Genomic DNA, 15,497 nt, shown 5'->3' with positions numbered 1-15,497 from the left:
TTGGACGCCCTCGCGCGGCTGCGCCTCGCGCGCACCGAGGGCGTGGGCCATGTCATGCATCGCCGGCTGCTGTCGCGCCACGGCAGCCCCGAGGCGGCGCTGGAGGCGCTGGGCCGCAAGGCCTGGCCGCGCGATGCCGCGCTGCGCGAGATGGAGGGGCTGGCGGCCATGGGCGCGCAGCTCCTCTTCCTCGGCGAGGCGGGCTACCCGCCGCTCCTGACCCTGCTGGAGGATGCGCCGCTGGTCCTGGCCGCGCAGGGCGACCTCGCGGCCTTCGCCCGGCGCGGCGTGGCCCTGGTCGGCGCGCGCAACGCCAGCGCGACCGGCCGCCGCTTCGCCGAGGACCTCGCGGATGCGCTGGCCGTCCGCGACGTCTGCGTCGTCTCCGGCCTCGCCCGGGGCATCGACACGGCCGCCCATACCGGCGCGCTGCGCTCCGGCATCACCATCGCGGCCGTCGCGGGCGGGCTGGACCGGCCCTATCCGCGCGAGAACGCCGCGCTGCAGGAGCGCATCGCCGATGAAGGCGGGCTGGTGCTGAGCGAGGCGCCCCTCGGCACCGCGCCGCTGGCCCGCCACTTCCCCCGCCGCAACCGGATCGTGGCCGGCCTGTCCCTGGGCGTGGTGGTGATCGAGGCCGCGCTGCAATCCGGCACCCTCATCACCGCGCGCCTCGCCGCCGAGAATGGGCGCGAGCTCTTCGCCGTCCCGGGCCACCCGCTCGACCCGCGGTCGCGCGGCTCCAACGACCTGATCCGCCGCGGCGCCCGCCTAACCGAGACGGTCGAGGACATCCTCCTCCATTTGCCGGAGGCGCCCTCCGAAACGCCCCTCTTCCGCCTGCCTCTGCTGGCCGATCTGCCGGAGGAACCGGCCGAGGAAGCACCCCCGGCATCGGAATCCGCGGCCCAAGTCCTTGAAATGATGGGATCTACACCGATAGCGGTTGACGAGTTGGGTCGGCGCTGCCAGCTATCCGCCCCGAAGCTCTCGGCCCTGCTCCTCGAACTGGAGATGTCCGGACGCATCGAGACCCTGCCCGGCAACCGGGTGGCACTGGCCTGAGTTATCAACAGAATCAACTCTCTGGAGCGTCATCCGTGCGCCATCGCGGCGGAGGCGGTAAGGACAGACCCTGAAGTGACGAACATCGTCGTCGTCGAGAGCCCCGCCAAGGCAAAGACCATCGAGAAGTATCTCGGTGGCGACTACAAGGTCCTCGCCTCCTTCGGTCATGTGCGCGACCTCCCCGCCAAGGACGGCTCCGTCCGCCCGGACGAGGATTTTGCGATGGACTGGGAGGCCGACGACCGCGGGCAGAAGCAGGTCAAGGCCATCGCCCAGGCGCTGCGCGGCGCCAAGCACCTGTACCTCGCGACCGACCCGGACCGCGAGGGCGAGGCGATTTCCTGGCACGTGAAGGACATGCTGGCGAAGTCCGGCGCGCTGAAGGGCGTGGATGTCCAGCGCATCACCTTCAACGAGATCACCAAGCGGGCGGTGCAATACGCCATCGCCCATCCGCGCGAGCTTGATCTTCCCCTCATCGAGGCCTACCTGGCGCGCCGCGCGCTGGACTACCTGGTGGGCTTCACGCTGTCGCCGGTGCTCTGGCGCAAGCTGCCGGGCAGCAAGTCCGCCGGTCGCGTGCAGAGCGTGGCGCTGCGCCTGATCTGCGAGCGCGAGGCGGAGATCGAGCGCTTCATCGCGCGCGAGTACTGGACCATCCAGGGCCGCTTCACCACGCCCGCCGGCGCCCCCTTTTCGGCCCGGCTGACCCATCACGAGGGGAAGAAGCTCGAGCAGTTCGACCTGCCGAACGAGGCCGCCGCCATGGCGGCCAAGCGCGCCGTCGAGGCCGCCGAGTTCAGCGTCGGCTCCGTCGAGAGGAAGCGGGTCAAGCGCAATCCGCCGGCGCCCTTCCAGACCAGCACGCTCCAGCAGGAGGCCAGCCGCAAGCTCGGCTTCGGCGCCCAGGCGACGATGCGCACGGCGCAGGGGCTCTATGAGGGCGTGGCCATCGGCGGCGAGACGGTCGGCCTCATCACCTATATGCGGACCGACGGCGTGCAGATGGCGCGCGAGGCCATCGCGGACATCCGCAGCCACATCAAGTCCGAGTTCGGCGAGGACTACATCCCCGGTGCGCCGCGCGAGTACTCCAGCCGCGCGAAGAATGCCCAGGAGGCGCACGAGGCCATCCGCCCAACCGACGTCTCCCGCACGCCGGAGAAGGTGGCCCGCTATCTCAACGACCAGCAGCGGAAGCTCTACGAGCTGATCTGGAAGCGCGCCGTCGCCAGCCAGATGCAGTCGGCCGAGCTGGACCAGACCACGGTCGAGCTGGTGGAGCCCACGGGCAAGACCCGCCTGCGCGCCACCGGCAGCGTCATCGCCTTCGACGGTTTCCTCAAGCTCTACCGCGAGGACCAGGACGACGTCGCTGATGACGCCGACGAGGACAGCCGCATCCTGCCGCCCATGCGCGAGCGGGACCCGCTGAAGCGTCACGGCGTCGAGGCCGCGCAGCACTTCACCCAGCCGCCGCCGCGCTATTCCGAGGCCTCGCTGGTGAAGAAGATGGAGGAGCTCGGCATCGGGCGGCCCTCCACCTATGCCTCCGTGCTCCAGGTCCTGCAGGACCGCGAATATGTGAAACTCGACAAGCGGCGCTTCACGCCGGAGGACCGCGGGCGGCTGGTGACGGCCTTCCTGGTCGCCTTCTTCGAGAAATACGTGGACACCGGATTCACCGCCGGCCTCGAGGAGCAGCTCGACGACATCTCGGGCGGAAGGGCGGAGTGGCGCGAGGTCATGCGGCAGTTCTGGGCGGACTTCCGGGATGCGATCGACGCGACCAAGGACCTCAAGATCAGCGACGTCATCGATCGCCTCGACGAGGAGCTGGGCCCGCACTTCTTTCCCAAGGCCGATGACGGCAGCGATCCGCGCCTCTGCCCCAATTGCGGAGCGGGCCGGCTCGGGCTGCGCCTCGGGCGGACGGGCGCCTTTATCGGCTGCTCCAACTACCCCGAATGCCGCTACACGCGGCCGCTCGCGGTGCCCGGCGCCGAGGGCGAGGGCGGCGGCCCGCTGGCCGACGGCGTGCGGGTGCTGGGCACCGACCCGGAAACCGGCGAGCAGATCACGTTGCGGCGCGGCCCCTACGGCATCTACGCCCAGCTCGGCGAGGGCGGCACGGACGCCAAGGGCAAGCCCACCAAGCCCAAGCGCGCCAGCCTGACGCGCGGGATGGACCCGGAGACCATGACGCTGGAGACGGCACTGGTGCTGCTCTCCATGCCGCGCGTGGTGGGGCTGCATCCGGAGACCGGCGAGGAGATCTCCTCCAACCTGGGCCGCTTCGGGCCCTATCTGAAGATGGGCGCGCTATCAAAGTCGCTGGACCGCGACGACGATCCGCTGACCATCGGCCTCAACCGCGCGGTGGACCTGATGGCGAGCGCCAAGCCGCGCGGCGTCACCGTCGGCGAGCATCCGAAGGGCGGCGTGGTCGAGGTGCGGCGCGGCCGCTTCGGGCCCTACCTGATGCACGGAACGCGCGTCGCGAACCTGCCGCGCGGCGTGGAGATGGAGGCCGTGACGCTCGACGAGGCGGTGGCGCTGCTGGCCGAGAAGGGCAAGGAGCTGCCGCCGCGCGGCAAGAACGGCAAGAAAGCGCCGGCCCGCAAGGCGGCCGCGAAGCCCGCCGCCGAGGCGAAACCCGCGCCGGTGAAGGCCGCCGCCGCCAAGAAGGCGGCGCCCGCGAAGAAGAAGGCCCCGGTGAAGAAGAAGCCGGCCGCGAAGAAACCCGCGGCGAAGAAGGCCTGACCATGCCGCGCAGCGGGCCTCCAGCGAAGGGACACAAGGCTCGCAAGTCGAACGCGAAGCGGCGCGAAAGCGAGGTTCCCGCCCCTGCGCCGAAGCGCGCGAAGGGCGCGCCGCGCGCCAAGGTGAAGACGGCGCCGAAGGGCCAGGCCCTGCCGAGCAAGGCCGAGCTGCAGGCCTTCCTCGCCAGCGCCGAGGGCCGCGTGGGCAAGAGCGAGATCGCCCGGCATTTCGGCCTTGCCACGGAGCAGCGGGGGGCGCTGCGCCAGCTCCTGTCCGAGATGAAGGTCGAAGGCTCGGCCAAGCCGGTCGGCAAGCGGACCTTCGAGGGCCGAGCAGCCCCCTCCATCGCCGTGACCCGTGGGCACAGCGCACCGCCGCCGCCCCGCCACGTCGAGACCACGGCGGAGGAGCTCGCCGAGGTCACGAGACCCCGCGGACCGCGCGGCCGTCCGCAGCCCGACGAGCGCCGCCCGAGTCCGGCCTCGGTCCCGGATCGGCTGCCCGAGACGGCCGTGGTCGAGGTCTTCGGCACCGACCCCGACGGCGACCCCATCGCCCGCCCCGTGAGCTGGGAGGGCGCGGGAAAGCCCATCATCTACATGCACCCCGAGCGGCGCGGGCAGACGGCCCTGGCCGCCGGCGAGCGCGTGCTGGCCAAGCTGCGCCACATCTCCGGCGACAAGTACGAGGGGCGCACGCTGAAGCGCCTCGGCGCCGTCGAGGACCGACGCCGCATCCTCGGCGTGTTCCAGGACGGCCGCATCATCCCGACCGACCGCCGCCAGAAGGCCGAGTGGACCGTCCCGCCCGGCCAGACGGGCGGCGCCCAGCCCGGCGAGATCGTGCTGGCCGAGGCCCTGCCCTCCACCGGCTTCGGCCTGCGTCCGGCGAAGATCGTCGAGCGGTTGGGGACGATGGGCGAGCCGCGCTCGGTCTCGCTCATCTGCATCCACACCCATGGCATTCCCGAGCTCTTCGACCCCGAGGCCCTGCGCCAGGCGGAGCACGCGAAGGCCACCCCGCTCGGCAAGCGCACCGACCTGCGCGCCACGCCGCTCGTCACTATCGACGGCGACGATGCCCGGGACTTCGACGATGCGGTGTTCGCCGAGCCCGACGGCGACGGCTGGAAGGTCCTCGTCGCCATCGCCGACGTTGCGCACTACGTCACGTCCAGCTCGGCCCCGGACCGCGAAGCCTGGACGCGCGGCAACTCCGTCTATTTCCCCGACCGCGTCGTGCCCATGCTGCCCGAGGCGCTCTCGAACGGCTGGTGCAGCCTCAGGCCGAACGAGGAGCGAGGCTGCCTCTTCGTCGAGATGCGCTTCGACAAGTCCGGCACCAAGACGAGCCACAAGTTCGGCCGCGGGCTGATGCTCAGCGCGGCCCGGCTGACCTACGAGCAGGTGCAGGCCGCCGCCGATGCCGGCGAGGATCCCGAAGGCCTGGCCGAGGGCCATGTCGCCCGGCTCTACGGCGCCTTCCGCGCTCTGCTGGCCGCCCGCGAGCGCCGCGGCACGCTGGACCTCGACCTGCCCGAGCGGCGCGTCCTGCTGGATGCGGAGGGCAATGTCACCGCCGTCATCCCGCGCCCGCGCCTCGACAGCCATCGGCTCATCGAGGAGTTCATGGTGGCCGCCAATGTCTGCGCCGCCGAGGAGCTGGAGCGGCTGGGGCAGCCCTGCATGTACCGCATCCACGCGCCGCCCTCGGAGGAGAAGCTGGCCTCCCTGAAGGAGTTCCTGGGCACGCTGGGCCTGTCCATCAACCCCGTCGGCCAGCTCCAGCCGCGCGACTTCGCGAGCCTGCTGGAGAAGGTGAAGGACCGGCCGGAGGCGCGGATGGTCAACGAGACCGTGCTGCGCAGCCAGTCCCAGGCCGCCTACGAGCCCGACAATATCGGCCATTTTGGCCTCGCGCTCTCGCGCTACGCCCATTTCACCTCGCCGATCCGGCGCTACGCCGATCTGCTGGTGCACCGGGCGCTGATCCGGGGCCTGAAGCTGGGCCCGGACGGCATCACGGAGACGGAGCTGGCCCGCTTCCCCGAGACGGCCGAGCACATCACCGCCACCGAGCGCCGGGCCGCGATGGCCGAGCGCGACGCGGTGGACCGGTACCTCGCCGCCTACCTCGCCGACCGGGTGGGGGCCACCTTCGCGGCGCGGGTCTCGGGCATCCATCCCTTCGGCGTCTTCGTGCAGCTCACGGAGACGGGGGCCTCGGGCTTCGTGCCCATGAAGGCGCTGCCGAACGACCATTGGATCGTCGCCGAGGACAAGCGCAGCGTGACGGGGCGGCATTCGCGCCAGGTGCTGAAGCTGGGCGACGAGGTGGAGGCCCGGCTGCGCGAGGCCAATGCCCAGACCGGCAGCCTGGTCTTCGAGCTCATGATGGGCGGGGCGCCGGCGCGCGTCAGGAGCGGGCGGGAGCGGAAGCGCCGCTAGACCATGACTTGTCGCGGGATTCAGACCTACGGCGCCTTCGGTCATCCCGCTCAGCCAAAAGACTTGACCCCGCGGCCTGGGCCGCTAGAACACGCCTTCCTTTCCGGCACCTGCGCCTCACCGCGCGCACAGAGCGAAGCACACGACCATGGCCAAGGCCAACACCGTCCTCATCAAGCTGATCAGCAGCGCCGATACGGGCCACTTCTACGTGACGAAGAAGAACACCCGCACGGCCACGGGCAAGCTCGAGCTGATGAAGTACGATCCCAAGGCGCGCAAGCACGTCGTCTATCGCGAAGGCAAGATCAAGTAAATTTTGCCGAAGGTGCAGGAAACTGAGTTTCCTGCTGGGGTGCTCGAGGGGCAAAGCCCCTCGATTTCTTTTTAAACGGCCGACTTGTCCAACGCCGGATCGGCCAGGTAGGCGCGATTCCGGCCGTCGCGCTTGGCGCGATACAGCGCCTCGTCCGCCGAGCCGATCAGCCGTTCCGACGAAATGCCCGGCCCGCCCACAGCGACGCCGATGCTCACCGTGATCGGCACCACCAGATTCCCTGCCATGACGGGCTCCGCCGCGATCGCCTCGCGCAGGCGGTCGGCGACCGCGAGCGCATAGCCGCTCGGCGCGCCGGTCAGCACGGCCAAAAACTCCTCGCCGCCGTAGCGGGCCACCACGTCGGCCGCGCGGAGCTGGATGCGCAGCCGCTCGGCCACGTCGCGCAGGGCGGCGTCGCCGACATTGTGGCCGTGGGTGTCGTTGATCGCCTTGAACTTGTCGATGTCCACCAGCAGCACCGCGGCCTCCTCGGTGCGCAGCAGCCCGTCGAGGTGGCGGCGCACGTAGCGGCGATTGCGCAGGCCCGTGAGCTGGTCCGTGACGGCCATCTCGAGCGACCGGTCCAGTTCCAGCCGCAGCCGCTCCTGGTAGCGCCGGCGGCGGATCTGATTGCGGGCCCGGGCGCGCAGCTCGTTGGGATCGAGCGGGCGGAAGGCGTGATCGTTGGCGCCGAGGTCGAAGCCGCGCAGCACCTGCATCTTCTGGGCAGGATCGGCCAGCAGCAGCAGCGGCAGGTCGCGCGTGGCGTTCTGCGCGCGCAGACGCGAAGCCAGCCGCAGCACCTCCATCGCGTCCTCCGGCAGGGCCAGGAGGGCAAGGTCGTATTCGCCCTTGGCAAGCTGGCGCTGGGCCTCGTCGATGTTGGCGGCGGCGGTGACGACGATGGCGTCGGCCTCCAGCGCCTCGCGCACCTGCCGCACCTCCTCCGGCCGGTCGCCCATCACCAGGGCGCGGGCGCCGGCCACGGAGATCAGCGGGTCGGGCTGGGACTCGATGCCGAGGTCGCGCGCCGTCTCGGAGCGCAGGCGCCAGGCGTCCTGTACCTGCTTCACCCGCAGCAGGGCACGCAGGCGGGCGAAGAGCGTGGCGTCGTCCACGGGCTTGGAAAGGAAGTCGTCAGCACCGGCGTCGAGTCCCCGGACGCGCTCCGTGCTGTCGGTCAGGGCTGTGACCATGACAACCGGGATATGCTGGGTTCGTGCATCAGCCTTGAGCGCTCTGCACACTTCATAGCCATCCATCCCAGGCATCATGACATCCAGGAGAATGACGTCTGGCATTTGCGTGAAAGCTGTCGTGAGCGCTTCCGGGCCGCTGGAGGCGAGCAGCACTTCGTAATACTCGGCCTGCAGCTTGGCCTCGAGCAGTCGTAGGTTTGCCGCGATGTCATCCACCGCGAGAATGCGGGCGGTCATCGGACGAGGGTTCCTCTCAGGCCAGGCAAGGACGGCAACAGGAGCATGACGTGTCTGAAATGACGTTCGAACAGGAAGGAGCGGCCAATAAAAGCCTCTTCTTCCGCCGCTGGTTGCGCAACCCCCTGCAGATGGGCTCGATCATCCCCTCCTCGCCCGCGCTGTGCCGCAAGATCGCGGCCAATGTCGAGCGCAGCCCGGACGAATACGTCCTCGAGCTGGGCGCCGGCACCGGCGTGATCTCCCGCGCGCTGCTCGCGGCCGGCGTGCCCGCGAACAAGCTCATCGTGGTCGAGATCGTGCCCGAGATGGCCGAGTTCCTGCGCGGGAGCCTGCCGGGCGTGAACGTGATCTGCGGCGACGCCTTCGACCTCAAGAACACGCTGCCCGCCCATATGCACAACCAGATCGGCACCGCGATCTGCGGCATCCCGCTGGTGCTGCTGCCCTTCGAGCGCCAGGCCGCGTTCCGCGACGCCGTGGAATCCGTGGCGCCGGGCAAGGGCTACCTGCTCTACACCTATTGCGCGACCTCGCCGCTGCCGTACCGGAAGCTGGAGATGACGGGCAAGCGGCTGGCCTTCACGATGGCGAACTTCCCGCCGGCGAGCGTCTGGCGCTACCGCCCGGCCGGCCGTCCCTGAGCTCTGCGGTTTTGCGCCAACTGACATGCAATCGCAGATAGCATGACGGGCCCGCGCCGAGGAGGGGTTCTTCCCGATCGGCGCGATCGGCCTGGGCAAAATGCCCAAGCTCAGCCGCTGGTGAGGATGTATTCCACGCCATCCTTTCCGGCGAGTCGCGCGATCAGGCGCGGATGCGGTCCGGGCTGGACGGCAAGCGCCTCGCCGAGGCCGCGATCGCGCAACGCGAGCCGCAGCGCGTCCACCTCGGGATGCTCGGCCTCCAGCGCAACGAGGCGCAGCTGGCTGTCGTGCAGGCGCTTTCCCGCGCGCTCGCCCTTCCACTCGATCAGGCAGGGGATGAGGTTGTCCATGTCCTGCCGCTGCGGCGGCTGGGCGAAGCGCCAGGAGAGCTCGCCGCGATGCATCTCGCGGATCTCGCCGCCGCGCGGGCCGAGGCGCGACATCACCGCGTCCATGGTGGTCGTGCGTGCGACCCAGGTGAGCAGCCGCGGCCCGGATTCCAGCATCGTGTGGGTCGCGGGGTCGTCGAGGTCGAAGAGGCGCGGATGCGCGGGCTCCGGCTGCGAGGGGTCGGGCGCGATCACTTCCAGGTAGCAGTCGGGGCCGAGGCCCAGCAGCAGGTTGTGCGTGCCGGCGCCCTCGTGCGTGCCGCCGGGCTGCGGCTTCACGCCGAGCTCGCGCTCCACGAAGGCGGCGCCCTCCTCGAGGGTGCGGGCGCCGATGACGATGTGGTCGATCTCGGCCACGGCTCAGCGCACCGCGGGCAGGCAGGGGGGGCAGGACAGTCGATGGGGCGCCGGCATCTGATGTTCCTCGGTTTTGTGGAGGAACGATGGAGCCGGCGCGGCGGCCCCGCAAGGAGAACCGCGGCGCCGGGCCTGACCTGGATCAGGCGAAGGCGCGTTCCACCAGCGGCCCGGGCGCCGGGATCGACGCCACCTCGCGGATGATCTTCCGCCGCACCGCCTGCTCGAAGCTCTCGAAGCCGTCGGCCACCATGAGGAAGGCGCCGGGGCCGCCGATCACCCGCTCCTGATAGTATTCGTCGAGCGGCTGCATGGCGCCGAGGCCTGGGGGCGGCGGCGTGCGGTCGAGCACGGCGAGGCCGTTCACCACCACGCCCTGGTTCAGCAGGTCCTGCCGGGCGGCGCCGACCTCGCGGCCGGAATTGTTGATGCCGTCGCCGGAGATGTCGATCACGCGGCGCGTGCCCTCGTAGCCCTGGCCGTAGAGGCCGGCCGCGAAGTCCATGGCGCCGGAGATCGAGGTGTAGAGATGGGTCCGGCGCGGCGCGGCGTCGATGGCGCGCGCGAAGCGCTCGGCGGATTCGGGGCCGTCCAGCTTCATCCAGGGGATCAGGTGCTCCTGGATGTTCCAGTCGGACCAGGTGAAGAAGGTGCAGGCGATGGAGCCGATCGGCCCGCGCATCATCGCCTCGATGAGGCGCGCGTCGCGGAAGGCCGCGGCATAGCCGTTGAACTGCATCTCCTGCTCCTCGGAATCGACCGAGCGCGAGACGTCCACGGCGAGGATCAGTTCCACGTCCACGGGCTCGAGAGCCTTGGCAGCGCGGGATCCCAGGATAACGGCCGGCGCGGCGAGCGCGGCGGCGAGAATTTGACGACGGTGCATACGAGCCCCCTAGCGAACCAGGAGCCGTGCAGCGATTTTCTCCCAAGTCCGCATCGATCTTGATCCACATCGGACAGGGGTCAATACCTAATTGTTGCGCCGCAGCATGGCTTGACCGAATGTGCCGATGAAAAATTGGGCAGGTTTAGACCATTTTCGCGTCCCACCCACCGGAGATCGGCCCGTTTTGTTTTTCTTTTTAGGATTCTGGCCGGAAATCGCGGCGTGCCGTCGAATGCGGCGGTTGTCGCCGGCCGCATGCCCGCCCTGCCGAGATCGCCGGGCTCAGAAGCCGGCGCCGGGCTGGGCCAGATAGGCGAGCTCGGCGGGCGTGCTGTCCCGCCCCAGCACCGCATTCCGGTGCGGGAAGCGGCCGTAGCGGCGGATGATGTGCCAGTGCCGCCAGGCGTAGTCGATCGTGCCGCCGGGAGCGGCGCTCGCCGGATCGTCGCGAAGGCCCTCGAAGACCGTCACCGACTCGTCCTGTGCCGCCATCGATTCGGCGTGCTCGAAGGGCAGGTAGAGAAAGCCGCGCTCGGTCGGGGTCATGCGGAGGTCCAGGCGCTCGCGGACCACGCGGCGTGCCAAAGCGAGCGCATGGGGATCGCTGGCGAAGGCGCCGGGCGAGCCGCGGAACAGGTTCCGCGGGAACTGGTCGAGCACGAGGATCAGCGCCAGCGCGCCGTCCGGCGCGGCGGCCCAGCCGTCCAGCCGACCCTCGCGGGCGGGGACGACGAGCTCGCCGAAGCGGGCGCGGATCTCGGCATCGAAGGCGTCGTCGCGCTGGAACCAGATCTCCCGGTAGCCCTCCCGGCCGTCGCAGAACCAGAAGTCCAGGACGTCCCGGATCACAGGGCGCGGTCCAGCACGCGGATGGAGTGCACGGCCTCGCGCCCGGCGAGGTCCTGGATCTGGTGGCGGCAGGAGGTTCCGTCAGCCACGATCACGTCGTCGGCGCCGGCCGCGCGCACCGCCGGCAGCAGCGAGAGCTCCGCCATCGCCACCGAGGCGGAAAAGTTCTTTGCCTCGTAGCCGAAGGCGCCGGCCATGCCGCAGCAGCTGGACTGGATGGGCTTCACTTCCATGCCGGGCACGCGCTTCAGCGCCTTCACCGCGGCCGGGAAGGCGCCGAAGGCCTTCTGGTGGCAATGGCCGTGGATATGCGCCGTCGCCGCGACACGTTTGAGCGAGGGCAGCGCATCCTTCGCCTCCAGGAATTCGGTGACGAGGAAGGCCCGCTTCGACAGGGCGTCGCTGGCCGCGCCGGGCAGCAGCGCGGAAAACTCGTCACGGAGCGTCATGAGGCAGGAGGGCTCCAGCCCCAGCACCGGCGCGTCGGATCGCGACAGCGCCTCCAGCGTGCGTCGCGCCTCGGCTCGCGCCTGCTCGACCATCCCAGCGGCGAGGTAGGTGCGGCCGCAGCAGAGCGGGCGGCCCTCGGTCTTTGGGGATGTCACGCGATAGCCGGAGGCGGCCAGCACGCGCACGGCGGCGCGCAGGTTCTCCGGCTCGAAGTAGCGGTTGAAGGTGTCGCCGAAGAGGATGACCTCGCCCTTCCAGCCGTCGCTGCGGGCCTCCTCGTCGGAAAAGACGTCGCGGCGGAAGCGCGGCAGGCTGCGCTCGGCGGAGAGGCCGAGGAAGCGCTCGGACAGCTTCTGCAGCAGCGGCACGCTGTCGCGGATGTTCGCCAGCCAGGGCGCGAAGCGGGCGTAGCGCGCGATGGTGGGCAGGGCCGCCACCAGCCGGTCCTTCAGCGGCACGCCGTGCTTCGCGTTGCGGGCGGCCAGGTGCTCGATCTTCATCTTCGCCATGTCGACGCCGGTCGGGCATTCGCGCTTGCAGCCCTTGCAGGAGACGCAGAGCGACATCGCCTCGCCCACCTGCGGAGATGCCAGCGCATCCGGCCCAAGCTGACCGGTCAGAGCCAGGCGCAGCGTGTTGGCGCGGCCGCGGGTGAGATGCTGCTCGTCGCGCGTGACGCGATAGCTCGGGCACATCACGTTCGCGTCGAATTTCCGGCAGGTGCCGTTGTTGTTGCACATCTCGACGGCGCTCAGCAGGCCGCCCTGCGGGCCGGGCCAGGCGGACCAGTCGAGCACCGGCTTGATGCTTTCGTCCGCGTGATACTCCGGCGCGTAGCGGAACAGCGTGCGGTCATCCATCTTCGGCGGACGCACGACGCGGCCGGGATTGAGCAGCGCCTTGGGATCGAACTCGTCCTTCACCGCCTCGAAGGCGCGGGCGATCCTCGCGCCGAACATGGGCTCGTTGAATTCGGAGCGGACGATGCCGTCGCCATGCTCGCCGGAATGCGAGCCCTTGTACTCGCGCACCAGCGCGAAGCATTCTTCCGCGATCTCGCGCATCTTCCGCACGTCCTCGCCGTCCTTCATGTTCAGGACGGGGCGGACGTGCAGGCAGCCCACCGATGCATGCGCGTACCAGGTGCCCTTGGTGCCATGCTTCGCGAACACGTCGTTCAGCCGCTCGGTGTAGTCGGCGAGGTCGTCGAGGCCGACGGCGCAGTCCTCGATGAAGGAGACCGGCTTTCCGTCGCCCTTCATGGACATCATGATGTTGAGGCCGGCCTCGCGCACCTCGGCGATCGCAGCCTGGAAGCCGCCATCCACCGCGCGCACCACCTGCCCCGGCAGGCCGAGATCGCCCATCATCTCCTCGAGCCGGGCGAGCTGCTGGAGCAGCGGCCCGTCCTCCTGACCGTGGAACTCGACGATGAGGAGAGAGTCCGGCTCGCCGATCACCATCTGGTCGATGGTCGCGCGGTAGATCGGGATGGAGCGCCCGAGGTCGATCATGGTGCGGTCGACCAGCTCCACCGCCTCAGGGTCGAGCGTGACGAGGTGGCGCGAGGCCTCCATGGCGCGCCGAAAGGTCGGAAACTGGCAGATGCCCACGACCTTGCGCGGCTTGATCGGCCAGAGCTTCAGGTCCAGCGCAGCGGAGAAGGCCAGCGTCCCCTCGGAGCCCACCAGCAGGCGCGACAGGTTCCCTCGCCCATTGGCCCGCGCATCCGGCGTCAGCGCATCGAGGTTGTAGCCGCCCACGCGCCGAAGCTGATGCGGGAATTTTTCGGCGATCTCGGCGGCCTCCCGCTCGCCCAGCGCATGCAGCCGGGCCACGAGGTCGGTGTTGGGCGCGTTCTCGCCGAAGATGTGGCGCGAGCCGTCGGCCAGGATCGCGTCGATGGCGCGGACATTGTCCGCCATCAGCCCGTAGCGGATCGACTTGCCGCCACAGGAATTGTTCCCGGCCATGCCGCCGATGGTGCAGCGCTGCCAGGTGCTGGGATCGACCGGAAAGAACTGCTTCGTGCCCTTGATCGCCTCGTTCAGCGCGCCGAGGGTGATGCCCGGCTCGACCCGGGCCGTGTCGCCCTCCACGCTGATCACGCGGCGCAGATACTTCGAGCAGTCCAGCACCAGCGCCCGGTTCACGGTCTGGCCGCACTGGCTGGTGCCGCCGCCGCGCGGGAGGATGGGGATCCCCTCCTCGCGGCAGATGGCCATGGCGGCCTCCACGTCGGCCGCCGTCCTCGGGATCAGCACGCCGACCGGCTCGATCTGGTAGATGCTGGCATCCGTCGCGTAGCGGCCGCGATCGGGCGCGGAGAAGAGCACCTCCCCCTCCGTCTCGCGCGACAGGCGCCCGGCCAGCCGGGAATCGCCGATGTTGTTCTTGGGAATCGTCAGGACGTTCATTCCGCTATCTAATCCGGAGAAGGCCGCGCCGTCAGATGGATAATCCTCATGACGTCAACGAGCCGAACTCATTGGCACTGCTGCCCGGATCGGGGCATAGGTCCGGCAGCAAGAGGAACCCGCCCATGGCCTATTTCACGACCAAGACCACGCCCGGCCGCCATTTCCTGCAGATTCCGGGCCCGTCCAACGTGCCCGACCGCGTGCTGCGCGCCCTCGACAACCCGACCATGGACCATCGCGGCCCGGATTTCGGCAAGATGGGCCTGCAGGTCCTGGAGAAGGTCAAGGGCATCTTCCAGACCAAGGGCCATGTCGTGATCTACCCCGCCTCCGGCACCGGCGCCTGGGAGGCGGCCCTGGTCAACACGCTCTCGCCCGGCGACCGCGTGCTGATGTGCGAGACCGGCTGGTTCGCCAGCCTCTGGCGCGAGATGGCCGAGCGGCTGAACATCCGCCCCGAATTCCTCAAGGGCGACTGGCGCCGCGGCGCCGAGCCGGCCGACATCGAGGCCTATCTCCGCGCCGACAAGGGTCATGAGATCAAGGCCGTCTGCGTCGTCCACAACGAGACCAGCACCGGCTGCACCAGCCGCATCGCCGAGGTCCGCAAGGCCATCGACGACGCCGGACACCCCGCGCTGCTGCTGGTGGACACGATCAGCAGCCTCGCCTCCATGGAGTACAAGCACGACGAATGGGGCGTGGACGTTACCGTCGCCGGCTCCCAGAAGGGGCTGATGCTGCCGCCCGGGCTCTCCTTCAACGCGGTCGGCCCCAAGGCGCTGAAGGCCAGCGAGACGGCTAAGCTGACGCGCAGCTTCTGGGACTGGAAGCCGATGATCGCCGCCAACGCGACCGGCTACTTCCCCTACACGCCGGCCACCAACATGCTCTACGCGCTGGATACGGCGCTCGACATGCTCTTCGAGGAGGGGCTGGAGAACGTCTTCGCCCGCCACGACCGTATGGCCGAGGCGACCCGCCGCGCTGTCCGCGCCTGGGGCCTGGAGATCCAGTGCGACGAGCCCCGGCACTACTCCTCCGTGCTGACGGCGGTGCGCGTGCCGGAGGGCCACAGCGCCAATGGCCTGCGGGCCACGATCCTGGAGAAGTACAACATGTCGCTGGGCAACGGCCTCGGCCAGCTCAACGACAAGGTGTTCCGGATCGGCCATCTCGGCGACGTGGGCGAGCTGCACATGGTCGGCACGCTGTCGGGCGTGGAGATGGGGCTGCGCGCGGCCGGCATCCCGCACAAGCCGGACGGCGTGAAGGCGGCGATGGACTACATCGCCGGCAACGCCTGAAGCTTTTGTTGCCCTCAAACGCCGGACGGCCTGGTCTCGCCGCGCCACGGATGCGCGAGTTGTCAGGTCGGTCCGGCGGCGCCGGCCGCTTTGCGGCCGGATGATCCCGGCAGGTTAGCGGCGCGAAGGCGCCGGATGGCGCCTTTGCAACCGGCG

At 69.8% G+C, this 15,497-nt stretch carries 11 protein-coding genes; 6 read left to right on the top strand and 5 right to left on the bottom strand.

The window, feature by feature from the left end:
• From dprA to rpmG, 4 genes are all read left to right on the top strand, one after another.
• Positions 1-1,065, top strand: a complete 1,065-nt coding sequence (gene dprA, locus AC1ROY_RS28455; protein ID WP_493152306.1) for a DNA-processing protein DprA — start codon at positions 1-3, stop codon at positions 1,063-1,065.
• A gap of 75 nt (positions 1,066-1,140) precedes the next feature.
• Complete coding sequence (gene topA / locus AC1ROY_RS28450) at positions 1,141-3,831, top strand: type I DNA topoisomerase (RefSeq protein WP_493152305.1); 2,691 nt, start codon at positions 1,141-1,143, stop codon at positions 3,829-3,831.
• A gap of 2 nt (positions 3,832-3,833) precedes the next feature.
• Positions 3,834-6,278 (top strand): ribonuclease R, encoded by a 2,445-nt coding sequence (rnr, locus tag AC1ROY_RS28445; RefSeq protein WP_493152304.1) that lies wholly within the window; start codon positions 3,834-3,836, stop codon positions 6,276-6,278.
• A 148-nt stretch (positions 6,279-6,426) separates the two neighbouring features.
• The gene (gene rpmG, locus AC1ROY_RS28440) at positions 6,427-6,594 is read left to right on the top strand and encodes a 50S ribosomal protein L33 (RefSeq protein WP_131546842.1); all 168 of its coding nucleotides are present in this window, start codon (positions 6,427-6,429) and stop codon (positions 6,592-6,594) included.
• 71 nt (positions 6,595-6,665) lie between these two features.
• Here the strand turns inward: rpmG and AC1ROY_RS28435 are convergent, their stop codons facing one another.
• Positions 6,666-8,033, bottom strand: coding sequence for a PleD family two-component system response regulator (locus tag AC1ROY_RS28435; RefSeq protein WP_493152303.1), 1,368 nt, complete (start codon positions 8,031-8,033; stop codon positions 6,666-6,668).
• A gap of 59 nt (positions 8,034-8,092) precedes the next feature.
• On the opposite strand from AC1ROY_RS28435, the gene AC1ROY_RS28430 reads away from it, so the two are divergent.
• A complete protein-coding gene (locus tag AC1ROY_RS28430; protein WP_493152322.1) occupies positions 8,093-8,677 on the top strand; it encodes a class I SAM-dependent methyltransferase in 585 nt (194 codons plus the stop codon).
• Positions 8,678-8,787: 110 nt separating this feature from the next.
• Here AC1ROY_RS28430 and AC1ROY_RS28425 read toward each other — a convergent pair whose 3' ends face one another.
• From AC1ROY_RS28425 to AC1ROY_RS28410, 4 genes are all read right to left on the bottom strand, one after another.
• Positions 8,788-9,426 carry a VOC family protein gene (locus tag AC1ROY_RS28425; protein ID WP_493152302.1) on the bottom strand — a complete coding sequence of 213 codons (639 nt, stop codon included), beginning with the start codon at positions 9,424-9,426 and terminating at the stop codon, positions 8,788-8,790.
• Positions 9,427-9,568: 142 nt separating this feature from the next.
• Positions 9,569-10,228, bottom strand: a complete 660-nt coding sequence (locus AC1ROY_RS28420) for a DUF1194 domain-containing protein (RefSeq protein WP_493152301.1) — start codon at positions 10,226-10,228, stop codon at positions 9,569-9,571.
• Between the two features lie 369 nt (positions 10,229-10,597).
• The gene (locus AC1ROY_RS28415; protein ID WP_493152300.1) at positions 10,598-11,164 is read right to left on the bottom strand and encodes a DUF924 family protein; all 567 of its coding nucleotides are present in this window, start codon (positions 11,162-11,164) and stop codon (positions 10,598-10,600) included.
• A complete protein-coding gene (locus AC1ROY_RS28410) occupies positions 11,161-14,031 on the bottom strand; it encodes an FAD-binding and (Fe-S)-binding domain-containing protein (RefSeq protein ID WP_493152299.1) in 2,871 nt (956 codons plus the stop codon). The genes AC1ROY_RS28415 and AC1ROY_RS28410 overlap by 4 nt, the downstream gene beginning before the upstream one ends.
• Positions 14,032-14,156: 125 nt before the next feature.
• Between AC1ROY_RS28410 and AC1ROY_RS28405 the strand changes: the two genes are divergently transcribed.
• Positions 14,157-15,341, top strand: coding sequence for a pyridoxal-phosphate-dependent aminotransferase family protein (locus AC1ROY_RS28405; protein ID WP_493152298.1), 1,185 nt, complete (start codon positions 14,157-14,159; stop codon positions 15,339-15,341).
• The last annotated feature ends 156 nt before the right edge of the window (positions 15,342-15,497 follow it).

It is taken from the genome of Roseococcus sp. GW821-FHT12F05 (assembly GCF_058806835.1).
Note: the sequence above shows the minus strand (reverse complement) of the source record. Positions and strands in the feature narration are given on the sequence as shown.